The sequence below is a fragment of the Streptomyces sp. HPF1205 genome (assembly GCF_020400825.1).
Taxonomy (GTDB): domain Bacteria; phylum Actinomycetota; class Actinomycetes; order Streptomycetales; family Streptomycetaceae; genus Actinacidiphila.
This window is the reverse complement of sequence record NZ_JAINVH010000038.1, coordinates 1-22,520: the sequence shown is the minus strand read 5'-3', so window position 1 is coordinate 22,520 and position 22,520 is coordinate 1. Positions and strand designations below refer to the sequence as shown.

Sequence of the window (22,520 nt, the reverse complement as noted above, 5' to 3'; positions counted from 1 at the left end):
TGCACCCGGTCGCTGCCCGGATGCCGTCCCCGACCGGCCCGGACGGTACCCGGTGCCGTACCGCCGTCCCGGGCAAAAGACTCAAGGGGGACGCACGGCCCCCGTGACGAGGGGACAAGGCCATGGGAGAGGGTACGGCGGCCCTGGTGGTGGGCTCGGTCGGAATCATCGGGACCCTGGCGTCGGCGCTGCTGACGTACCGCCAGGCCGAGCGGACGCACCGTGCGGACCGGGACCACAGCGACCTGCGGTCGGCGGAACGCGAGCGCCACCGCCTACGCGAGGTGCGTACCGCACAGTACGCGGAGCTGAATGCTGCGGCCCGGCAGTATCTGACCGCGCTGTCCGACTACTGCCACGTGCTGCGGCGCGGCGCCGACCCGGGCGAAGCGGCCAATGTGCTGCACACCGTGCGGGCCGCGTACCGGAACACCTACGCGCAGGCGCAGATGACCGTGCCCGCACCCGTCCTTGAAGCCCTGCGGACAGCCAACCGGACACTCGGGGCGCTCTACGGCTCACTGATGCGGCTCACACCGGATCCGGACGGCACGGCCGTCGAGGCCGCCGAGGCGGAGATCCGGCGGTGCTGGACACGCCTCACCGAGCTGCGCACCAGCCTGCGTTCCGACCTGGGGCTGGTCCCGGGGCTGGAGCCGGGCCCGGGTCCTGGACTGGAACCCGGCCCGGGGATCGCCGCTCCGGCCCGCTGACCGCACGGGCCGGCTCGACACCGTACGCGCTCAACCCGCCGGGACGAGCGCGTAGCTGGCGCTCTTGCGGTCGGGCAGGCCCACGGTGACCTGCGAACCGTGGATCGTGTACGTGTAGCCCTGGTTCCGCGCGACGTAGCCGGTGGCGGTGCGCTCGGCGAGCACCGTGATGCTGCCGAGCTGCGGCTTGTCGCGTACCTCGCCGTGGTAGTAGATGGCGCCGTCGCTGGTCGTGCACAAGGTGATGTCGTGCAGCCGGGTGAGGTAGTGGTGCAGGAGGATCGCTCCCTGCCGCCGGTCGGCAGGCAGGTGGGAGGTCACCGTCGTGGGGCAGGCTGTCACCGACGGCGGTGCCGACGGGGGCGCCTCTTGCCGCGTGGAGGTCTGCCGCTGGTGGTGCTCAAACCACACGGTGCCCGTGCCTCCGGCGGCCAGCAGGACCAGCGGCACCAGCACCCAGGCCGCCACGTTGCGCTTGCGCTTCGGAGGGGGCTGCGGCAGCGGGTGGAACTTCTGGGGCGCGCGCGGCGCTGTCGTCGGCGCCGGCCGCGTGCCCTGCGGCACGACCAGGGTCTGCGGGGTGCGGACGCGCCCGCGGGTGGGCGCCGCGGCGCCCGGTGAAGGGACGGGATTCGGCGCGATGGCCGCGGCCGGTCCCCCGGTGAGAGTTACTGTTTGCCGCGCCGACCTCGCGTACGCGTCGCGGTGCTCCTGCGCGTGCGCGTCCAGCACGGCGAGCGCTCGCTGCCGGTAGCCGCTGCCGCTGATGAACGCACTGGTCAAAGCCGCGACCCACTCGTTGGCAGTGGGTCTGGTGTCGGTGGCGCGCGGGTCGTCCAGTGCCCGTCCGAAGAGCCGGCGCAGCCCTGGGTCGAGGCCGGGCGGGAAGGCCGCCGGCTTCGGCCAGCTACCGTCATTCCGGTACGCCAGCCTTCCCGGGTTGAGGAACAGCCCTCGGTACAGGGCGAGGGCCAGCGCGTAGCGGTCGCTGTACTGGTCGTGCGCCGGGATCTCCTTGCGGACCGTGCGCGGATCCTCCCAGCCGATGGTGACCACGCCCTTCGTGGGGGCCGGGTGGAAGGGCTGGAGACCGTCGCAGTCGATCAGGTACACCTGCGGCGGGTCGGCGCTCCACACGATGTTCTTCGCGGACACGTCGCCGTGCACCAGGTGCTGCGACTGCAGGTAACCGATGATGTTGCACAGCCGGATCAGTACGCCGACACGCACCTTGGCATCCGGGGGCGGTGGGACGGACCGCGCCAGGGTGAGGAAGTCCAGCGTCCTGGCCGGGCGCGACGGCTGCATGAATTGGGCGGGGATCAGCGGCAGGATCACCCCGTCGACCCGCCCCCGTGTGTCCTGCACCAGGTCGATCGGCCAGTTGATCGACGAACTGGGGGAGTCGGCGAACGTCCGGGACCGCTCAGCGGACTGCACGATGTCCAGACCGATCCGCTGGAGTTTGCCCAGCCGGGCGGCTGTCTCCCGTCCGCCCGGCTTCTCGTACTTCTTGTAGACGCGGGCATTGCCGCGCGCGTCGGTGCAGCGGTACAGCTTCGCCTCACCGCCCGAGCCGAGCAAGTCGTCCGAGACCGCATAGCGCAGTCCCGTCGTACCGGTCAGTTGTTTCATCCGCCGGCTCCCGGATCCGGGTCGGCCACGGCCTGCGTCCCCGACTCCGCGGGGGTCACGTCCGGGGCGGACGGTACCGGGCCACGGACCCTGCCGGCTGCCGCGCCGGCCGCTGCCGCGGACTGCCCGGTGGACCAGGCGACCAGCGCCGTACGGTCGTCGTGCGAGCCCTGACGGCGGTAACGCAGCGCGTCCAGCATCCGGGCCGGGCCACAGGGCCGCTCCCAGTTGGACGCAAGCCAACGGCGGACGGCCGAGGAGTCGAAGACGTCGGTGGCCAGCCCGTCGGTGGCCAGAACGACCGCGTCCACTCCGGTCAGCGGGAACTCGGTGTACTCGATCAGGGACTCCGGCGCCGGATGAGGCAGCGAGGCGAGGACGACGTTGGCCGGACCGTCGCCGCGCTCGAACACCTCGGCGTATGCGTCGCCGCTGAGCGTGAAGGCGTTGCCGTCGCCGACCCGCAGGAAGTGGGCGGCCGGGTCGTCGGCGGTGCCGGGGCCGGTGAGCGGCAGCAGGCACAGCAGTACGGTGCAGGCCAGGTCGCGGTCGCTCAGGTCGGGCTCGGCATCGTTGCGGTACTGCAATGCGCGGAAGTTGGCGCCCACCAGCGCCTCGCGCAGCGCGGCCTCCGCCCCGGCGGCCAACTGCTCGGCGCTGACGGCGGCCAGTGCCTCGCAGGCGTAGGCGGCCAAAAACGCCGAGCCGATCTGGGATGTGGTGGGCCGCGAGCCGAGGCCGTCGCAGACCGCGAGCACCAGGGCGGACCCGTCGTCCGCGAGGGCATAGCGGTAGACGTCCTGACCGGTCGTCCCCTCCTTGAGGTGCCCGAGGCCGGTCGTGCTCGCCCCTGCCAGCCAACGCCCGCCCAGCAGGCCGGCGTCCACCCGCACACTCGGCAGCCCGGTGGCCAGCGGTGCCAGCCGTGGCACGACCTGTCCCGGGACGTGGCCCACGCGCGGGGCGGCGGTGGGCAGTTCGGCGAATACGCTGCCGACGTCCGGTGGCAGGGCCGGTCTGGCCTCGGCAGGCGACGGCGATCCCGGAACCGGTGAACCGCCGTCGCGCGGGGCAGTGCCGGGATCCGGCGGTCCGGCGGCGGCCGGCGCGGCATCGGCGGACTCCGTCGCGGCGGTACCCGGCGTGCGCGTCCGCGTCCACGACAAGCCGAACGGCGACATCAGGACTGCCTGACGGGCAGTCGCGTGAAGTGGTCCGCGTCAGTCGGCACCACCAGGCCGGCCGAGGCGCCCGACTGGATGGTGCCGGACGTCATCCGGATGCTCCGCAGGATTGTGTGCAGGATCTCCCGGACCGCCACGGCCGGGTCGACGTCCCGGGAGAAGAACGCGTTGCCGGTGGACACCTGCGCTATGACGTCCCGGTTCGCATCGCCGAAGCCGAAACTCACTACCTGCGCCCCGTACTTGTCCTGCTTGTCGGTCAGCCTGGCGAACTCGTCGCCCCAGTGCTGGTAGGCGTTGTGCTCGCCGTCGCTGATGAAAAAGACGACTGGCTGGTGGTAGCTGGTGCCCCTGGGGTACGCCTGGATGCCGCTGATGATCGTCTCGCGGGCCATCCGCAGTCCCTCGGTGAAGTTGGTGCCGCCCTGGACCGTGAGGAACGGCAGTTGGGCCTGCGCAATGTCGCACAGCGGCAGCACGCAGGTGGCCGAGTCGGAGAACGTGACCACCGCCACCCGCGCCACTTCGCCGGTTGTCGGGTCGTCGATGATCGCCTGCTGCATCGCCGGCAGCGCCTTGTTGATCTCGGCCAGCGGCTGCCCGCTCATCGACAGCGACACGTCGACGACCAGGATCACCGGGAAGATCGCGAACTTTTCGCCCTCTGTGAATGCTGACATGGGTACCTCCGGGGCTTGTGCTGGGATACGCGGAACGGAAACTGAGGGAATTGTGCGCCGCGGGTGATGCGGGTGTGTGAATGAACCGTCAGTGTCGCCTGTGGCGAGAGCGCGCAGTGCTGCCGTATGGGTCGGAAAAAGCGTCCGGAAGAATGTGCCGGAAGGCGAAGTCGAATGCATGCTGCGGATCCGGCGCTCCGGCGGCGTGCCGATGGACTCCCCCCTCTGCGCCAGGTGTGCCGAATCCGATGATGCCATTGGCGAAAAGTCGTCGGGAGCCCGGAATTCTCCCGTACCCGGGACTTGCCCGACGCGTACCCGGCTCTCACCCGGCCGGCATCCGGATCCGGCGGTTGCGGCGCGGTCCGTATGCGGGTGGCTCAGCTGGGCGGCGCACCCACGTGCACGTCGTAGCGGTACAGCGTCTGCTCCAGCCAGTGCAGACCGGCCTGGTCGTCGAGGTCGATCGACGGTTTGGGCAGTCGGCGCAGGACGGCGGACCGCGGTGCGGGCTCGGGCTGCCCGCCTTCCCGCGATTCCCCCTCGTCCTGCCCAGGCCAGGAGCATCCGAGGCGGTCGGCGAACAGGACCAGCGCGGGCCACGGCCCGTCCCGCTTGGACGGCCAGACCAGGCCCTGGGCCCATTCGGCCTGCGACCGTATCCAGTGGCCCCACCGGCGTGTGAAGGGGTACTCCGGTGCCTCGGCGTGCACCAGCCAAGCATCCTGCCGGACGGCGACCCGCGCGGGCTCGTCCATCAGCGACAACAGCCTGACCGCGGTGAGGAGTTCGAGTTCCGTCACGCACCGGCCCGCCAGCGCCTTGTACGGCAGTACCCGCGGATTGCCCTCGACGTCGAACGGCAGGTCGCGCAGCACCGTCTCGGCCAAAGCGGTCTCCACCCGCGGCGCTGCGTAGAGGTACGCGTAGGGATCGTTCTCGGTGGCGTCGAACCGCGAGCCGCCGAAGTGCGGGTCGCACAGGGTCGGGTTGAACGCCGTCGCGGAGTACTTTCGCTGGTGGACCCGGAAGAGACGGGTGCCCGGCTGCCACTCCACCGACTCCGGCGTCCGGAAGGTCTTCTCCGGCAGCCGCTGGCCTCTTCCCATCAGTACCCCTCGCCCACCGCTCGTGCCACGGCGATCAGTTCGTCGTCCGGTACCCGGCCCAGCGCGTACGCGGGCGGTGTGTCCAGCCAGTGGTTCCGCCCGAGCCACCAGTCCGCGACGCCCCATGGATCCAAGTCCGCCCGCAGCTCCTCGTTGATGGAGAGCACGACCGGCAGCGGTATCCCGTCATCGCCGAACTGGAAAGTGGGCAGCCGCACTTCGCCCGCCCTGTCGGTCAGCCGGATGAGATACCGGTGCCACGGATCCTGGCCGAGGAGCAGTTCCACCTGCTCCTGCGAAAGCGACGCCTCGGACAGCAGCCGTGCGCGGATCCGCTCCCAGGGTGTGGCCCCGGCGGCTGGTCGTGGCGGCTGCGCGGGGACCGGCCGCCCCGCCGCCGGCACGCCCGCGACCGGTCCCTGGTAGCCGAAGCGTGCCGCCAACTCCCGCAGCGCGCTGCGATCGAGCTCCGCCGTGGCCGGGCTCAGCCGGAGCCTGTCCCGGTCGGCGCTCGACAACTTGCCGCTCAGGTGCAGGGCGACAGCCTCGCCGACGGCGTCGGCCTCCTGCTCGCCGGAGGCACTGGCGAACATCGCCAGCAGCCGGTCCAGTTCCATGCGGTCGGCCTCACCCAAAAGACGCCGGATCGCATCGAAATTCCTTACGAGAGCGGCCAGGACCGACAGATCGTTCGCGTCCATGTGCTCCTCCCCGGCCTCGGCGAATTCGGGACCTGACGCCAGATCGTACCGGCCTCGGTCGAGAAGAACTCAGCTTCAGTGAAATCCACGCACGCTGGGCCCGGTCCGGCTTCCGCGTCACGGACACGCCTCGCACGCGAGAGAAGTTCAGTCGGCGGGAGCACTCGTCAAAAGCCCCGTGGTGGGTTAATCTCGCTCTCCGATCGGGCCCGCCACGTTTCCGGAGGTGCCGAATGCCCGTCGCGATTCGCAGAACCGTGTTGCGGCGAGCCACAGCGGCCGGTGCCGCCCGGTGACCGTGTCCGTGAACGATCCGGGCGACGACTTCGAGCCGTTACGCCGGCTCGCCGCGCACTCGGCCGCCGGCTCGCCGGAGCAGGTCATCGCCGCACTGGAACTGGCCCAGCGACTCATCCTCCGGTCGGCGGACGGCGACGCGGCCGGGTCGGCGATCGTCACCGACGCCGCCGAGGCACTGGTTCTGCTGGACGGCGTACTGATCGCCACGGTGCCCGGCAGCGCCTTCCACCGCTGGGCGGCGCTGCTGTCCGCCCGCGCGATCCAACTGGTCTGCGGCGAGGGTACGTTGGACGCCGCGATACGGTTCTTCGGGATCGCGCTGGCAGCCGCGCCGCACTGGAGCCTGCCCGCGGGCAGCACCGATCCGGCCACCGCGACCGACGACCCGCAGGAGTGGACCGGTCACAACGTGGCGCAGTCCCGCTGCGAGCTGGCCGTTGTCCTGTGGGAGCGGTGGACGGCGGCGGCGCCCGCCGAGGCCCGGACGCAGGACCGGGACCGGGTCGTGACGCTGCTCGCCGAGGCGCTGTCCGGCCCGTACGCAGCCGAGCTGGCCGATCCGCACCTCCTGCACGCGACCCTGGGGCTGGCGCTGGCCGGGCGCTCCAGGGCCCCCGATGCCGATTCGCCGGAGCGGCTGGCGGACCGCGCCGCCGCGCTGCGCCACCTCCACAAGGCGTACCGGATGGGCGGCGCGACCGAGGAGGGTCCCGAACCGTCCGTGACCTTCAACCTGGCGATGCTGCTCTTCTTCGACCACGACGAGCGCTGTGACCCCGCGTCACCGCCGCCGGAGGACCTCGGCCGGCTGATCGCGCCCGTGCTGGCGCTGGCCGACGACCCGGGTGAGGACGGTGCCATGGCGCTGGAGCTGTGCGCGATGCTGGCGCGCGACAGGTGCGGTCACGACGGGCGTAGGGAGTACGAGTCGGCCCTCGAAGACATCTACCGGCGGCAGATAGCGCACCCCGGGACATCGCCCGGCGACGCTCGTGGTGCGCGCATGGATCTCGCCCTGCTGCTCATCGACCGCGCCGAGGCGGGCGGCGCGGGAACGGAGGCGGCGGCGGTGCATGCTCACGGGGCCCGGAAGGGAACCCCCGACCCGCAGACGGACCTCCAGGAGGCGGCAGACCACTTCGAGCGGATCGAGGCGGAGCTGCGCGGACCGACCCCGCCCGGCGAGTCGGCGTCCGACCGCCACGAGGAACGGGTCAACTGCCTCAACGTCCTGGTCGAACTGCTCAGCGCCTGGCTGCGCACCGGCGACGAGGACGACCGCCTCGACCGCCTCGTGCTGTACGGCAAGGAACTCGTCGAGACCATTCCTGCCGACGACGAGGTGCGCGGACTGATCTGCCTGAAGATCGGTGTAGCCCTGGCCCAGCGTGTGCAGCGCAGGGCCGGACCGCACCTGTACCGGCAGTGGGAACACCTGATGTCGGCCATGGTCCCCGACCCCGGACTCGCCCTGGCGAGGCTGGCACCCGGCGCCCGCGAGGACTCGGCACGGGCCATCGAACTGCTGCGCATGGGTGTCGGATTCCATCACTACCAGGACGAGTTGTACATGGCGGGCGCACAGGCGCTCAGCGTGTGCCTGCTGATCGACCACATGCTCGTCCTCCCGCACGGTGATCCGGCCGTCCTGCGGGAGGCGGTGCGCTGGACCCGGGTGGTCCTCGGGCGGGTGCCTGCCGGCTCCGACCAGTCGATGGAGGAGTACGAGTTCTTCGTCATCCACGCCCTTGCGTTTTCCGTCTGGGACGGCTCCCCGTTCACCCCGCCCACCGGTTCCAGGCGGCTCGCCGCCCTGACGATGCCCGATGTCAGCCGGCACCCGAGCATCGAGGACGGTCTTCACCTGCTGGAGCAGCTTCTGGAGGCCGCGCTCGCCCGCGGAAAGGGCCCCGACCCCGCGTACGTTCTCCTCCAGGTGATGGTCGAGTTCATCCGCGGGGAGCCTCTCACCGAGGGGTACTGCCGCGCTTGGTGGGGCCGGCTGGACAAACTGCTGCGCGCCGGGGTCGACGAACCGATTCTGCGAGTCTTGCTGAGCCTGTTCGCCGCCGGGTTCGGCACCGAACTGGTCGACCGGGGCGCGGCCGGCCCGGAAGAGCGGGCCCAGGTCGCCCGGCTCGTCGACGAGGCTTCCTCGATGGTGCCTGCGGGGAGCGAGCTGTATCACCTCGTGGCCGGGTTGCGGCGGCGGGGCGCCGGGGCGGCCGGAATGCTGAAGGCGCTGTTCGGCACCGCGGCGGGCCGGGCCTCGGGCAGTACGGACAGTGGTGCACCCCGTATGCCGTCGACCACCGCGCCCCCGCCCGATCCCACGAGCCACCACCCCCTGCCGACGCGGCGGCCGGCCGGTACCGGCAGAACGGGGACGACCAGCGCCACGGATTTCGCCTGCATCCCTGACCTCACCGGTATCGCCGACCCCGGCGACTCGGAGACTTCGGAGATCCTGCGAATCGCCGCCGTGCTGCCGGGTGACGGCTCTCCATACCCGTTCAGCGAACCGGTCGGCAGGGTGCTGGAGATTGCTGAGGAAGCCCGGGCCGCTGCCGACGAAGCCGTTGATCGCAGCGGGCGGGCCGTCGCCGTCGGGGTGACCGCCCTCGCCCGGTACGACCGTTGGATCCACGAGCGGGAGACGGAGGACCTGACGCGGGCCATAGCCGCGGCGAACGAGGCGATCAACACGGCGGGCTCCGTGGAACCCCTCGGCACCGCGCTCACCGCGCTGCGTGCCGGGATGCTGCTGGACCGGCACACCCTCCTCGGCGACCGCATGGACCTGGACGCGGCGCGCGACACCTACGCCTTCCTGCTGAGCCGCGTCGCCGACCGCAGCGAGCACCCCGGGCTCGTGGCGCTGCTGCGCCGTCGCGCGGAGGCAGCCGGGCAGCCGCGGCTGGGCGCTGTGCTGTTGGACGTACCGCCGCTGGCCGCCGGGGACTTCCAGGCCGGGGTCGCGGCAGCGGCGGCCACCGCCGCGCTGATGGCGACTCGGGCGCATCAGTACGGCGGCGCGGGTGCCCGTGCCGCGGAGACCCGCCGGATCGGCGACCGGCTGCGCGAGGTACTCCGCCGGTTGCCGGAGGGCCACCCCCGAAGGCCCGCCGCGCGCAGCGAAGTAGGCCTGGTGGGCCTCGACCTCGCGCTGGCGGCCGGTGACCGGACCGCGCTGGACGCCGCGCTCGGGGACGTGGTCGGGGCCGCCGCCGAGTGCTCGCCGCTGAGCGCACACCGGCCCGGGCTGCTGCTGCGCGCCGCCGTCCTCCTGTCCGCCCACCAAGCAGGGGCGCCGGAACGCCTGGACCTGGGCATCCAACTGCTGTCCGGCGCCCTTCCCGACGCCGAACGGGGCTTCCACGGCGGCCGCTCGCGGTGCCTGTACGGGCTCGGCCGACTGCTGCTGGCCAGGTTCGCGCGGGCCGGACGGCGGGAGGATCTGACACGTGCCGTGGATGTCCTACGGGAGGCCAGGATGACGCTGGACTCCCCTCCCGGGGACGCTTTCTCGATCGTCCTCGGCCGTGCGCAGGCGCAGGCGCACCGCGCCCACGGGCGGGGGGACAGCACTCAGCGCCGCTGGTCGCGTGAGACCGCCAAGTCGGTGCTGGCCGCACACGGGCGAGCCGTACTGCTCCAGACCGGCACCGCGCGGGCGCTGGCCGCCGCCCAGGCCGCGGGCCCCGACATGCTGCGGCTGGTCCGCTGGTGCATGGAGGACGGGGAGACGGCCGCCGCGCTCGATGCCCTCGAACTCGGCCGGGGCCTGGTCCTCAACGCGGCCACCGTCGCCGCGACCGTACCGGCGCTCCTGCACGAGGCCGGGCAGGCGGATCTCGCGGCTGAATGGGAGGCCATGCTCGCGGCGTTCGCTCAGGGGTCGGCCACCGGGGAGGCCGGGTCCGGGACCGCTTCCGCGCCAGGGGCCGGGCCGGAGGCCGCCGCGCCGGACGGGTTGCGCCGCCGGGTGCTGGAGGCGCTGCAAGGCGGTCCGGCCGAGGCACGGGTGCTTTCGGCGCCGACCCAGGCCGAGGTCGGCCGGGCGCTGCGGAGGGTCGGCGCGGACGCGCTCGTGTATCTGGTGCCCGGCGAGGACGGACCCGGGCACGCCCTGATCGTCACCGCCACCGGCGCGGTCGAGTCACTGCCGCTGCGCGCGCTCAACGCGGCGGCCGGTCGGCCACTGGCCGAGTATGCCGACGCGCTCGGCACGTTCCAGGCAGCGGCCCTGGGCGTACCGGCTCCCCCCGGGCCACGCGACCCCCCGCTCCAGCAGGGCATCCGGGACCGGGCCGAGCAACGGGCGCAGGAGGCGCAGGAACGCTGGGGCACGGCGCTGGAAACCGTCTGTTCGTGGGCCGGTGAGGTCGCGATGACCAAGGTGCTGCGCTGGGCGCGGGAGCGGCGGCCCGGCAGGCTGCCGCGTCTGGTGCTTGCGCCGGTCGGGCTGCTCGGCGTCGTACCGTGGCAGGCCGCCCGGGTGGCCGGTCCGGCGGGACCCGACTATGCGGGGCGGCTGGCCGTGCTGTCCCAGTGCGCCACGGCCCGGCAGTTCATGGAGGCCGCCGGGCGGCAACGGCTGCCGTGGGACGGCCGTCAGGCGTTCGTCGTCGACCCGGACGGCTCGTCGGTCATGCACGAGGAGGCACGGCTGATCCGGTCGGCGTTCTACCCGCGCGCCACGGTGGCCGGTTCCCTGGGGTGGCTCGCCGAGCGCGACGGCCCGTGGACCGGACCGGCACCGGTGCCCGCCACCGCCGAGGCGGTGCTGCCGCTGCTGCCGGGACGGTCGGCATTCAACGCCCCCGGCGTCGCCGTCTGCCACATCAACTGCCACGCGACGCCCGCCGCTACAACCGCCCAGTCGCGGCTCGACCTCAGCCGCGGGCACCGGCTCGCCATCGCAGAACTGCTCACCGCGGCACGTGATCCGTACGCCCCCGGCGGCCTCGTCGTCCTGGCCAACTGTGTCAGCGACCTGGCGCTGTCCGCCCACGACGAGGCGCTGACCTTGTCCACCGCGCTGCTCAGCACCGGAGCCGCCTCGGTGGTGGGCTCGCGCTGGTCGGTGGTGGACGACCGCCGCACCTCGGTCCTGATGTACATGTTTCACCACTACCTCACCGGCCACGGCCACGCAGAGAACCCCGCCGCCGCCGGTTCCCCCGCGGACGCGTTGCGGGCAGCGCAGCTGTGGATGCTCGACCCACAGCGGACGGTCCCCGCCGCCCTCCGGGACATCGCCGTGGACACCCCCAGCCGGCCCTTCGACTCCCCGCGCATCTGGGCGGCCTTCGCCCACCACGGGCGTTAGCAGCGTGTCTCACCGGCGCTCGCCAGCCGCGGGCACCTCACCCCCGCAGTGCCACCGCGGCGCGCGCAGACACTGACGAACCCGACGCGAGGCCGCTCACGCCGTGGGCAGCCGGCTCACACCGTGGGCAGCCCCCCATGGCGCAGTTGGTCGACGAGCGTGAGGAACAGCGGGAAATTGGGAATGCCGCTGACGGACTTGCTGGCCAGTGATCGCCGGGTGCCGGCCTTCTTTATCGTGACCTGCCCGTCGTCCACTCGTACCTCCGCTATGGAGGACCAGGGGACCAGGCTGTCGTCACGTCGCACGCCGACCGTGTTGATCACCATGCCCGCGAAGTCCAGGTCCACGCCACGGGCCAGTGCCGCGACCGCGCCGGGAAGCAGCGCACGCGAGACCTGTTCGCAGGCCTGCCGGCCGAAGGCGGCCAGGCGCAGGCCCTCGTCCCGGGGATCCGCGCCCTTCCACAGCGCCGGATCACGGTAGGACCCGACAAACTCCGTCGAGGTGCCGTCGTCGCGGACCATACGGAAGGAGAAGGACGTCTTGATGTAGCGGCGAAGGTCCGTGTAGTGATGGGTGAGGTTCTGGTAGGCGCGCGCGATCCGGTCCCAGCGGAATCCCACCGGAGCGGAACCGACGTCATGGCGTACGAAGCCCGACTCGAAGCAGTGGATCCGGTCGCCGCGGTACCGACTGGTGAAGAAGGTGACCCGCTTGACGGCGTAGCTGTCACGCAACGGCCCGAGGTCGTGGTCGGCAGCGACCCTGGCGACCTCGGGCGACGGCCCCGACTCAGAGTTCGCCATGGGGTCCAGCATAGGCGTCACGCGAGTCAATTACCTTTGGTCCGTGGGCAACAACCGGGGCGATGGTCCGGAGTGACGGTGATGAGGCGCCGGCGGTCCCGCGCCTCGCCCTGCCTGAGCTGCAGCGCCGCGGCGGCGGTGTTGGGACCCGAGGCAGCCGTCCTCGCGGCGGACCGTGCGGGCGGCGCCGCGGCGACGGGGTGCGGAGCAGGCCACGGGCAGGCGAAGGCGAACGTGAACGCCGCGCAGCCGTGGGCTGCGCGGCGCACGCGGGGCGTGGTGCTTACTGCACGACTGTCCACACGAACGTGGCCGAGCCGCTGACTCCCTTCGTGTCGGTCGCGGTCACGGTCACCGTGCAGGTCCCGAGCGTGCTTGCGGCCGGAGGTCGTTGCTCTTTTCGTTGAGTCAACCGGGTTCACACCCGCGGCACCAGCACCATTGTTCTCTTCGGCCCAGCCTCGATCATTCACGTGCGCGCCGGTCTGGGCTGATCGGTCGGGGTTGAGGATTCGTCCTGGTTCGTCCTTCGGGTGGTGGTGACGTTCCGGTCGTGTGTCGTCACGGGTGGTCGTCGGTTTCTACTAGTGTCATGAGTCGGGAATTCGCTGCGTAAGTCGGCGCCGGTTCGGCACGCTGGTCGGATGGCGAGGACGGGACGACCGAAGGCCGAGCTGGTGCTGAGCGATGACGAGCGTGAGACGTTGGCCCGCTGGGCCAGGCGCCGGACTTCCTCTCAGGCGCTGGCCCTGCGGTGCCGGATCGTGTTGGAAAGCGCAACGGGTGCTACGAACAAGGACGTTGCGGACCGACTGGGCATCGAGGCGCACACGGTGAGCCGGTGGCGAGCCCGTTTCGTGCGGGACCGACTGGAGGGCTTGGCCGACGAACCGCGTCCGGGCGGGCCCCGGAAGATCACCGACGACCAGGTCGAGGACGTGGTCGTCAGGACACTGGAGGCCACACCGAAGGACGCCACGCACTGGTCGACGCGGTCGATGGCCAAGGAGGTGGGCCTGTCGCAGTCGGCAGTCTCACGGATCTGGCGGACCTTCGGCCTCAAACCGCGCCTGGTGGACACCTTCAAGCTTTCGAAGGATCCACAGTTCATCGAGAAAGTCCGTGACGTGGTCGGGCTGTATCTCGCTCCGCCCGAGCATGCGCTGGTGCTGTGTGTCGATGAGAAGACGCAGATACAGGCGCTGGACCGGTCGGCGCCGGTGCTGCCGATGATGCCGGGGATGCCCGAGCGCCGCACTCATGACTATGTGCGCGGCGGTGTCACCACCCTGTTCGCCGCGCTGAACACCGCTACCGGCGAGGTGATCGGCCAGATCCATCGCCGGCATCGTGCCGTGGAGTTCAAGAAGTTCCTCGTGCGGATCGACCAGGAGGTGCCCGACGCACTGGACGTGCATCTGATCTGCGACAACGCCTCGACGCACAAGACGCCTGCCATTCAGCGGTGGCTGGCTGCGCGCCCACGCCTCCACGTGCACTTCACCCCCACCAGCAGCTCCTGGCTCAACCAGGGCGAGCGGTGGTTCGGCCTGCTCACCGACAAGCAGATACGGCGAGGCGTCCACAAGAACGTCCAGGCCCTGGAGAAGGACATCCGCACCTGGATCAAGACCTGGAACGAAGACCCGAAACCATTCGTGTGGACGAAGACCGCGGACGAGATCCTCGAACGCCTCGCCGCATATCTGAACCGAATTCCCGACTCATGACACTAGGTGACTGGTGTTAAGCGGGCTTCCTGGGCCTGCGGTGTCACCGCTGGGGCGCCAGAGGCCGTGTCGCCGGGGCGGTGCTCCGGGCGGGCCTGGCCTGGCACTGGGGGCTGTTGAGGGGCTTGGTGCGTCCGGGTGTGGTCGTTCGTGTGCTCTGGGCCTTGCCGGCCGGTCAGCCGGTGGTGATGGCCCAGTTTCCAGTGGCTGTGGACATGATTCCGAGCACGCCGAGCCGCGCGATGTTGGCGGCGGCGGCCAGCAGGGAGAAGTCGGCGGCGATCTTGGCCCGCCCCCGAACCCGGGCCCGGCGTCCGCCGTGTCGCCGCCGCATGAGGTGGGCGATCTTGCGTTCGACCTTGGGCCGGGTGGCCCGGTAGATGGCCAGCCAGGCCGGGTCGGCACTGCGTGCCCGGCCGCGGGCCAGGTGCTCCTCGTGCGGGCCGATGGTGATCACGCGTCCGTCCCTGGCGGTCGTGCACTGGGCCGCGAGCGGGCAGGCGGCGCAGGCGGCCTTGAAGCAGGCCGCCCCACGGCCGTCGGACTTCGGGCGGATCGGGACGGTCACCTGGTTCGGGCAGGTGACCTGCCCCGCCCCCAGGCCGACGGTGAAGGCGTCCTTGGAGAACCGTCCGCCGGGCGCGTTGGCCGCCTGCACCTTGACCATCACCTCGACGCCGGCCCCGTCCAGCCCGGCCGGCAACGGTCCGGTCCCGTAGGCGGCGTCGCCGTAGACCTCGGCCCGCCCACCCGCGGCCCCTTCGCCCGGGGCAGACGCGTTCAGGACGTCGGCCAGCAGCCCGGCAGCGGGCTCGGCGTCGCCGGCGTTGCCCGCCGTGACCGCGGTCGCGGTGATGACCTCACTGTCGGGGTCCTCGGCCACATGGCCCTTGTAGCCGTCGAAGGACCGGTTCACGGTCTTGTGCCCGTGCCGGGCCTCGGGATCGACGGTGGAGATCACCCGGTCCGCGGCCACCTTCCGGGCAATCCGGAACACCCCGTCACCATCCCGGTCCAGGTCCTGGCCGAGCACGGTGGCCAGCAGGCGCGCGGCCCGGTCCACCTCCGGCTCCAGACCCCGGCCGTCCAGCACGGCCAAAAGCGCGTACCCGTCCCGGGCCCGCGAATCGATCAGCGCCCCCCTCTCACCGCCGTCCGTCCAGTCGATAACCGGCTTGGCCGTGTCGGTGTAGGCATCGCCGCTGGTCAGCTGCGCCCGCAGCTCGGCTCGCAGCACGTGATGGGCCGCCCGCAGCAGTCCGCGGACCGCCGAACGGATCAAAGTGATGGTGTCCTGCGTGGCCACCGCGTCATAGACCGGCGCAGAGTCCAGCACCCGCCTGCGGCCCACCAGCCCGGCCTGCGCGGCCACCTCGACCGTCCGCTCGAAGATCCGGTTCGGGCGCGCGGAAGCGGCCAGCCGCGCCCGCATGTCCACCAACACGGTGTGCACGAACCCCGGATGGTCGAAGTCCAGCCCGCCCGCCGCGTACTTCCAGCGCACATCGAACGCGAACCGCTCGACCGCCTCCCGGTCGGACAGGCCCTCCAGACGCTGCAGGACCATCACCACCGCCACGATCATCGGCGGCACCGACCTGCGGCCGTCCTCGGCGAACAGATCAGCGAACATCTCGTCCGGGAACAACACCCGGCACTCGCGGTGCAGCACCGCGTAGATCGAGTTCGGCGCCAGCCGACCCTCGCAAAAACCCGCCGTGGAGGAGAGCAACCCCGGCTGCATCGGAGTCCGGCCCACTGCCATCGCTCAACCTCTCCCCACACCCGGCGGCCAACACCCGGCAGCCTGGCACAGCTCGAAGAAGCGACGCCAGCTCACACGATTAACACCAGTCACCTAGAGCTGCTGCGTACCCTGTCGGTCGGCCGGTGATGGTCGAGCGCCCTGTAGCCGCTGTGGGTCGGCGACATGGTGGCCCGCATCGCCGTACGCCGTCTCGCACACCGAGCCGCTGAGGGAGCACGGCGTGGTGTTCGCCGACGCCGACCACACCATCACGTGACGACGGCCGACCCTGATGACGCGCGGCTGCTCGGCTGCCGGCCCGCTGCTGCGCGAGCGCCGCTGTTCCACCGACCCGGCTGGCACACCGCTGGCGTGGTCGGAGGACCGCTATCTGCCGGGCACTGTCGCCTTCACGGTCCACAACTCGACAGCGGCCTCCGCCTTCTCTCCCGCCGCCACGACGGCACACCCTGAGCTGCGGACACCTCCTCGTACCTCAGTCAGGACTTTTCGGAGACCGCTGGGTCCGCCGCAGCCGGTGTGTCCGCCGTCCGGGACCGTACGACGGCGTCGGCGAGCGGGGGCGTCGTCAGCCCGGCGAGCGCGAACACGGCAGCGGCAACGAGCCAGCCTCCCCGGTGGAGGGCCAGCGCGGTCAGGCACAGCGGGCCGGCGATGTTCATCAGCTGGTCGCCCCACCGGAACAGGGCAAGGTACTCGCCGCGGCGCGCCTCCGGGCTGAGGCCGTACGACAGGCCCCACCCGGAAGCGGTGGACAGCAACTCCCCCAGCGTGAGCAGGACGACGCCGCACCCGACGAGGGCCACCGTGCCAGCGCCCCGGGCGTACCCGCTGGCGAGGAAGACCGCGCACGCCGCCGCCAGGCACACCCCGGCCCGGCGCTGGGAGCGGGCGGCCCCGGGCACGTCGTCCGCGCCCGCGCTGGCCCGGACCTGGAGGAGGATCACCATGCCGGTGTTGACAGCCATCATGGCCGAGATCACGAACCGTGGGGCGTCCGTCCGCTGCAGGATCCACAGTGGCAGTACCAGGGTGAGCACGATGTCGCTCGCGGCGAACACGCCGGTCACCAAGGAGAGCACCACGAAAGGACGGTCGCTCAGGGCGCGCCGCCCCTTGGGGCGTTCTGCCCTTTCCGCCCGCGGTGTGCCCCGCTGCCCGTACACCGCGAGCAGGACGACGTCGGCGGCGAAGGTGAGGGCGTTGGCCCACAGGGCGCCGGCAACCAGGTGCTCGGACTTCAGCCCGACGATCACGCCTCCCGTGGCGAGACCGAGGGTGGAGCCGATATTCGACAGGGAGCGCAGATAGGCGTTGACCTTCACCCGGTTCAGGGCGGAGGCGATGTCGCCGAGGTAGCGGACCCGGCCAGAGCTGCCGAGGGTGCTTGCGAGGCCGATCGCTGTGATGACCGCGACGAAGGGCCCGAAGCCGTGCACGAACGGCAGGGCGGCGAAGAGCACCGCCTGGCCGAAGGCCCCGAGCATCCACGTCTCCCGCCCGCCGAGGCGGTCGGACAGCACCCCGAAGGGCATCCACAGGCACAGGGACGCCAGCCCGGCGCAGGAGAACCCGAATGACACCTGGGCCGGGCCGAGCCCCCCGTACAGGGTGAAGTAGATGATGCCGCAGGCCAGGTACAGGCCCTGGCCGACCGAATAGCTCACGGTCTGGACGACGAGAGCGGGGTGCAGCCCCGGCGGGGTCCGCCGCCAGAAGGATGCCCCCGCCCGCGCCCCGGCCGCCTTCGACAGACGCGAAAGGCGGGGAAGGGATGTCACCATGCCTCCGCTCCCGGTGGCGGTCCGTGGCTCAGCCATGCGGCTACCGGAGCCAGTCGCATCCGAAACGGGCAGCGAGCTTGTGCTGAAGCGTCTCTGTTACGGGAGCCGTTGCCGCGCGCAGGTCGTCGTCGGGCTCCGGAGCGATTGGGGTGAACCGCACGTTCCCCTGCTCGTCGGTGTGCGCGAGGGTGGGCCGGTGGTCGGATGCCTTGGTGGCGTGGCTGACTGCCAGCACGGAGGGGTCGAGCGGGCCGAGGGAGAACCCGTTGTCCGTGACCTGGCGTTCCATCTCCCGCAGCGCCGTCTGCGGTGCGGCGCACAGGGCGTCGTAGCTGACGGCGACGGTACGGTCCTCCGGCAGTTCGAGGGCTTTCTCGTAGAACTGGCACCACAGCGAGGCACGTGCGGTGACATCCGCACCGGCCCAGGTGTAGCCCTTGGCGTAGGAGCGGGCCAAGCTCTGCACGACGCCGACGGGGTGGCGGAGCATGAGGACGAACAGTGCGCCGGCCGCGTCGTCCTCCAGGTCGCCGCCGACGAGCAGGTTCCACGGGCAGTGGTCCAGGTAGTAGGCGTGGCCGTGGGCGGTGGCCGTGGACTCGGCGAAGGTGCGGGCGTGGGTGCGCAGTCCCTGGAGGTAGTCGTCCAGGTAGCGGCTGGGTGCCCCTTCGAATTCGGGCGGCGCGCAGATGCGGACAAAGTGGAACCCGCCGTACTCCCCCATGTCGCACACGTTGTCCGAGCTGCTCAGGTAATTGCCGACCATGGTGGTGCCGCTGCGGGGGCTTCCGAGAACCAGGATGCCGCGTGGATCCTTCAAGTGGGTACCTTTCCGTGCATTCGTGGATGGCGTGAAAGCGAGGTCGCGTCTGCGGCCGAGTGCGGGGCAGGGTTCAGGCGAGCTTGATCGTCAGGCGCCGGTGCGCCTCCTCGACGTACTTCTCGTAGTCGGACAGCGAATCGGCACCCACGACGATGAAGGCGGACCGGCGGTCGATCGTGTGGTCGGGCACGGTGTCGCCGGGCTTGCAGAACGCCTTCCAGCTCAGCACGCCCGGGCACGCCAGTGCCTCGGCTTCGCCGGGGACCTCCGCAATGGTCCCTCCGGCGTCAGGTGCCAGAGCGAATCCGCCCAGGTAGGTGTGAGCGGGAGCGGGTGTGACGCCGGTCTCGCCCAGGGTGCCACGGGCTATCACCTCCCATACGCTGCGGCCGAGGTACTGGGTGAGGAGCAGGGGCAGCCATCCGCCGCCGATACGGCCGGCCATTTCCGAGAAGACCAGGCTTCCGTCCGCTTTCCGGAATACTTCGAGGTGGGTGTTCCCGTCCGTCACGGACAGCGCCTTGTTGACCCGGTGGTGAAGCTCCGCTATGTCTTCGTACAGCGCGGGATCCTCGTCGCGCAGGACGATGCGGCTGCCGTCCAGGAGGCGCCCGCCCTTGCCGGTGTCGCTCACGAGGCTGAGCTGATTGTGGCAGTACTCGCCGACGGCGAGATATACCGGATTTCCCCGTACCCAGAACGCGTCCACGTGGTATTCGCGGCCCTCGACGAATTCCTCGACCGAGAGCTGACGGGACTTCAGCTTAGGTGAGTAGTCGATGCGTTGCAGGGCGGGAAGGAGGTCCTCGGGCCGGGCAACCTTGGTCGTGCTCAGGGTGCCCAGCCCGGTGGCCGGCTTCAGTACGGCGGGGAACTGCAAGGTGCGGGCCGCCTCGGCCGCGCCGCGCAGGTCTCCGGCCGAGGTGAGCGGTACGAAGGCTGCGGCGGGGATGCCCGCTTTCCGTACTGCCGCCTTCATCAGGCGCTTGTCGCGCAGGGCGACGTGGCCGAAGGGGTGTGCCCCGCCCCTGCGCAGCAGGATGTCCAGGTAGCCCGCGCCGAACTGGCTGTACTCCGCGTGGCTGACGATGTGGTCGATCCGCTCGCCGCGCAGCTTCAGGTCCGCCGCCACCGTCGCCACGGCGTCCAGCGAGTCGAACTCCGGGACCCGGTACACCCCCTCAGCAGCGTCGAGCAGATCGGCGGGCGGGTTGTTGTTCTTGAGGTCGAAGTCGTCCAGTACGAGGTACAGCCGGCAGCCAAGTCCAAGGAAGGTGCGGACCAGCTCCTCCTTCCACTTGCAGAGCAGGACGGTGGGCTGCGGCGTGTCGCTGTCGGCCATGGGTTCTCGCTTCGGTCGGTACACGGAAGGGGATGCTGATCGGAAAATCGAGGTTTGGGAGGGCAGGCGGCAACATCCGGGCCGCTTGCGGACCGGATGTCGGGGCGAGTTCGGTCAGACGGATACGGGTTCGAGGGTGACCTGGTGGCCGAGGGCCTGGAGCTGACGGACGAGGTCGCGGGTCTTGCGTGCGGGATTGAGATGGCGTTGATGCCAGTCGGAGCCGAGTTCCTGGTAGGAGGCGTCCGGGTCGTTAATCAGATGCCAGGTGATGACGAGTAGCGAGCGGGCGACGGCGACCAGGGCCTTGGCGTGGCCGCGGCGTTTGACGATGCGCCGGTATCGGGCGCCGAGGAAGGTGTCGGTGCGGGCGGCGGCGTTGGCGGCCTCGCCAAGCGCCCCCTTGAGCCAGGGATTGCCCTGCCCGGCCGGCCCTGTGGTGTTCTTCGCACCGGACTGGATCGTGCGGGGGCACAACTTAGCCCAGGACACCAGGTGTTCAGGGGTGGGGAAGCGGCTCATGTCCGCGCCGATCTCGGCGATGATGATCTGCGCGGTGGCCGGCCCGATCCCGGGGCCGCGTCCAGCTTCTCGGCCAGGACACGGGCATTCACGCCGCGGGTGGACGGTCCCGCTCCCGGCCCGTCGCACCGGGTGGTGACCTCCTCCAGCGTGCGGGCGATGAGCCGGTCGAGTTCCTGGACCTGTGCGGTGAGATGGTCGACGGTGGCCAGCAGCACGTGCAACAGCCGGGCGTGATGATCCTCGAACTGGCCGGTCAGGGCCTCGATGAGGGCCGGCTTCTTCTTGACCAGGCTGCCCTTGGCCAGGTTGGCGAGGGCGCGGGGGTTGCGTTCACCGGCGACCATCGCGTCGAGCATGGCCCGCCCGGACATGCCGAACAGGTCCGAGACAGCGCCGGACAATTTGATCTGCGCGTCCTGCAGAGCCTTGTCGACGCGGTGCTTATGGCGGGTGCGTTCCTGGACGAACACGGTGCGGGTGCGCGTGAAGTCCCGCAGTTGCCTCACGGGCTTGGGCGGGACGAACGAGGCCCTCACCATGCCGCGTTCGGCGAGCTTGGCCAGCCAGACCGCATCCAGCTTGTCGGTCTTCGGGCGCCCGGGGACGTTCTTCACATCCCGCGCGTTCACGAGCCAGCAGTCCAGGCCGCGGGCCTCCAGGAGGTAGAAGAACGGACGCCAGTACGAGCCCGTGGCCTCCATCACCACCCGCTCGACACCTTGGCAGACCAGCTTGTCGCCGAGTTCCAGGATCGCGTTGGTCGTTGAGGCGACGTTCCAGACCTGCTGGATCCGCCGGCCGTCAATGATGTCGTGCGGGACGCGCAGGCAGACCATCCCGGATGCCTTGGCGATATCGATCGCCGCGACCCTGGCGACCGTTCCGTCGTCGTGGTCTTCTCTCAATTCCTCCATGAGGTGCCCCCTGTCGTGCCGGTGCAGGCAGGGGCTGCCCGAGGAGCCTGAGGGGTGGCGGAGAAGCTGATCGGCGTGCTCAAGGCGACAGTGTGCGGCCCCTCGGACGGCTCCCTCACCAGACTCCTATGCGGGCTCACAGCCCAAACATCAAGCGGCGTCGGCGGACAGCCCCTGTACCGATTTTCACGCCCGCGAGGCGTCACCGCGTAAGCATTCACCAGGTAATCGGGGCGTGACGGTCACTCTCGCTGCGTGACACGGGTGGTCGGGGGGTCGTGCCGGTCGCGTGTGGTTGGATCTTGGTGTGTCCGAGCCCGATTCGATGTCGCGCGATGAGCTGGTCGATCTCACGCGGCGTCAGGCTGACCGGATCATCGAGCAGGACGCGGTCATCGCCCGGCAGGCTGCGACGATAGCCAGGCAGGATGTCCAGATCACGGCGCTGTCGACGCAACTCGCGGATGTGATGGACCGGTTCGAAGAGGTCTCGGCGAAGCTTGCGATGGTGGAGCATCTCCTGTCCCGCAACAGTGACAACTCCAACTTCCCCTCCTCCAAGGACGGCGGGATCGGCGGAAAGGCGCCCTCGCGCAAGGAACGCCGGGCCGCGGGCCGGGCGAAGGGCAAGCAGAAGGGCGCGCCGGGCAGCGCATTGCGGGTGCGGGACGTCGCCGAGGTCGATGCGGTGGTCGGCCGGTTCCCCGAAGGGGCCTGTGGGTGTGGTGCGGATCTGGCCGGCGCAGTGGACCTGGGGGTGGTGGATCGCTTTCAGCAGCACGAGATCCCGCTGGTCACCGTGACCTTGACCCAGTACGAACAGCACGCGGTTGCCTGCACGTGCGGTACGACGCATGTGGCGAGGCGGCCCGGGGGTGCGGGTGCGGGACAAGTGGAGTACGGGCCGCAACTGAAGGCGTGCGCGGTGTATCTGATGGTGCAGCACTTCGTACCGGTGGAACGCTGCCGGCAGATCCTGGCCTCGCTGACCGGGGCGGAGCCCTCGACCGGTTTCGTGCACGGCCTGCTCAAGCGGGCCGCCGAACTCCTGGCCACCACCGACCGCACGATCCGCACGCTGATCACCTTGTGCATGGTCGTATGCGCGGACGAGACCCCGCTCAAGACCGGCTCGGCCACGCCGAGGGAGGGCAGGAAGGAGGCCAAGGGC

General features: G+C 70.8%; 17 protein-coding genes. 4 read left to right on the top strand and 13 right to left on the bottom strand.

Features of this window, described 5'->3' with window-relative positions; genetic code table 11:
• Positions 1-122: 122 nt before the first annotated feature.
• Complete coding sequence (locus tag K7G61_RS30520; protein WP_225850293.1) at positions 123-713, top strand: hypothetical protein; 591 nt, start codon at positions 123-125, stop codon at positions 711-713.
• 30 nt (positions 714-743) lie between these two features.
• Here K7G61_RS30520 and K7G61_RS30515 read toward each other — a convergent pair whose 3' ends face one another.
• The 5 genes from K7G61_RS30515 to K7G61_RS30495 form a co-directional block, all read right to left on the bottom strand.
• Positions 744-2,348, bottom strand: coding sequence for a hypothetical protein (locus tag K7G61_RS30515; protein ID WP_225850292.1), 1,605 nt, complete (start codon positions 2,346-2,348; stop codon positions 744-746).
• Positions 2,345-3,280, bottom strand: coding sequence for a protein phosphatase 2C domain-containing protein (locus tag K7G61_RS30510; protein ID WP_225850291.1), 936 nt, complete (start codon positions 3,278-3,280; stop codon positions 2,345-2,347). Before K7G61_RS30510 ends, K7G61_RS30515 begins: the two co-directional genes overlap by 4 nt.
• Positions 3,281-3,528: 248 nt before the next feature.
• Positions 3,529-4,212 carry a VWA domain-containing protein gene (locus K7G61_RS30505; protein WP_225850290.1) on the bottom strand — a complete coding sequence of 228 codons (684 nt, stop codon included), beginning with the start codon at positions 4,210-4,212 and terminating at the stop codon, positions 3,529-3,531.
• Positions 4,213-4,592: 380 nt separating this feature from the next.
• The gene (locus K7G61_RS30500; protein WP_225850289.1) at positions 4,593-5,321 is read right to left on the bottom strand and encodes an RES family NAD+ phosphorylase; all 729 of its coding nucleotides are present in this window, start codon (positions 5,319-5,321) and stop codon (positions 4,593-4,595) included.
• A complete protein-coding gene (locus K7G61_RS30495) occupies positions 5,321-6,022 on the bottom strand; it encodes a DUF3168 domain-containing protein (RefSeq protein ID WP_225850288.1) in 702 nt (233 codons plus the stop codon). The genes K7G61_RS30500 and K7G61_RS30495 overlap by 1 nt, the downstream gene beginning before the upstream one ends.
• Before the next feature lie 292 nt (positions 6,023-6,314).
• Between K7G61_RS30495 and K7G61_RS37105 the strand changes: the two genes are divergently transcribed.
• Positions 6,315-11,654 (top strand): CHAT domain-containing protein, encoded by a 5,340-nt coding sequence (locus tag K7G61_RS37105; RefSeq protein ID WP_308190749.1) that lies wholly within the window; start codon positions 6,315-6,317, stop codon positions 11,652-11,654.
• 116 nt (positions 11,655-11,770) lie between these two features.
• Here K7G61_RS37105 and K7G61_RS30485 read toward each other — a convergent pair whose 3' ends face one another.
• Together K7G61_RS30485 and K7G61_RS37415 are read right to left on the bottom strand one after the other, a co-directional pair.
• Complete coding sequence (locus tag K7G61_RS30485; protein ID WP_225850287.1) at positions 11,771-12,463, bottom strand: DUF6585 family protein; 693 nt, start codon at positions 12,461-12,463, stop codon at positions 11,771-11,773.
• 283 nt (positions 12,464-12,746) lie between these two features.
• Complete coding sequence (locus K7G61_RS37415) at positions 12,747-12,875, bottom strand: putative Ig domain-containing protein (protein ID WP_225850286.1); 129 nt, start codon at positions 12,873-12,875, stop codon at positions 12,747-12,749.
• A gap of 232 nt (positions 12,876-13,107) precedes the next feature.
• Between K7G61_RS37415 and K7G61_RS30475 the strand changes: the two genes are divergently transcribed.
• Positions 13,108-14,193 carry an IS630 family transposase gene (locus tag K7G61_RS30475; RefSeq protein ID WP_225850285.1) on the top strand — a complete coding sequence of 362 codons (1,086 nt, stop codon included), beginning with the start codon at positions 13,108-13,110 and terminating at the stop codon, positions 14,191-14,193.
• A 175-nt stretch (positions 14,194-14,368) separates the two neighbouring features.
• Here K7G61_RS30475 and K7G61_RS30470 read toward each other — a convergent pair whose 3' ends face one another.
• The 6 genes from K7G61_RS30470 to K7G61_RS30445 form a co-directional block, all read right to left on the bottom strand.
• Entirely contained in the window at positions 14,369-15,958 is a 1,590-nt protein-coding gene (locus tag K7G61_RS30470; RefSeq protein WP_225850284.1) for an IS1182 family transposase, read from the bottom strand.
• A gap of 482 nt (positions 15,959-16,440) precedes the next feature.
• On the bottom strand, positions 16,441-17,745 hold the full coding sequence (locus K7G61_RS30465; RefSeq protein WP_225850283.1) for an MFS transporter: 1,305 nt from the start codon (positions 17,743-17,745) through the stop codon (positions 16,441-16,443).
• Positions 17,746-17,785: 40 nt separating this feature from the next.
• Entirely contained in the window at positions 17,786-18,565 is a 780-nt protein-coding gene (locus K7G61_RS30460; RefSeq protein WP_225850282.1) for a sulfotransferase, read from the bottom strand.
• A 73-nt stretch (positions 18,566-18,638) separates the two neighbouring features.
• Positions 18,639-19,910, bottom strand: coding sequence for an ATP-grasp domain-containing protein (locus K7G61_RS30455; RefSeq protein WP_225850281.1), 1,272 nt, complete (start codon positions 19,908-19,910; stop codon positions 18,639-18,641).
• A gap of 114 nt (positions 19,911-20,024) precedes the next feature.
• Positions 20,025-20,432, bottom strand: a complete 408-nt coding sequence (locus tag K7G61_RS30450) for a transposase (protein ID WP_225850280.1) — start codon at positions 20,430-20,432, stop codon at positions 20,025-20,027.
• Positions 20,429-21,349 (bottom strand): IS110 family transposase, encoded by a 921-nt coding sequence (locus tag K7G61_RS30445; protein ID WP_225850279.1) that lies wholly within the window; start codon positions 21,347-21,349, stop codon positions 20,429-20,431. The genes K7G61_RS30450 and K7G61_RS30445 overlap by 4 nt, the downstream gene beginning before the upstream one ends.
• 307 nt (positions 21,350-21,656) lie before the next feature.
• Here K7G61_RS30445 and K7G61_RS30440 point away from each other — a divergent pair.
• Positions 21,657-22,520 (top strand): transposase (locus tag K7G61_RS30440; RefSeq protein ID WP_225850278.1); only part of this gene is annotated, 864 nt, incomplete at its 3' end.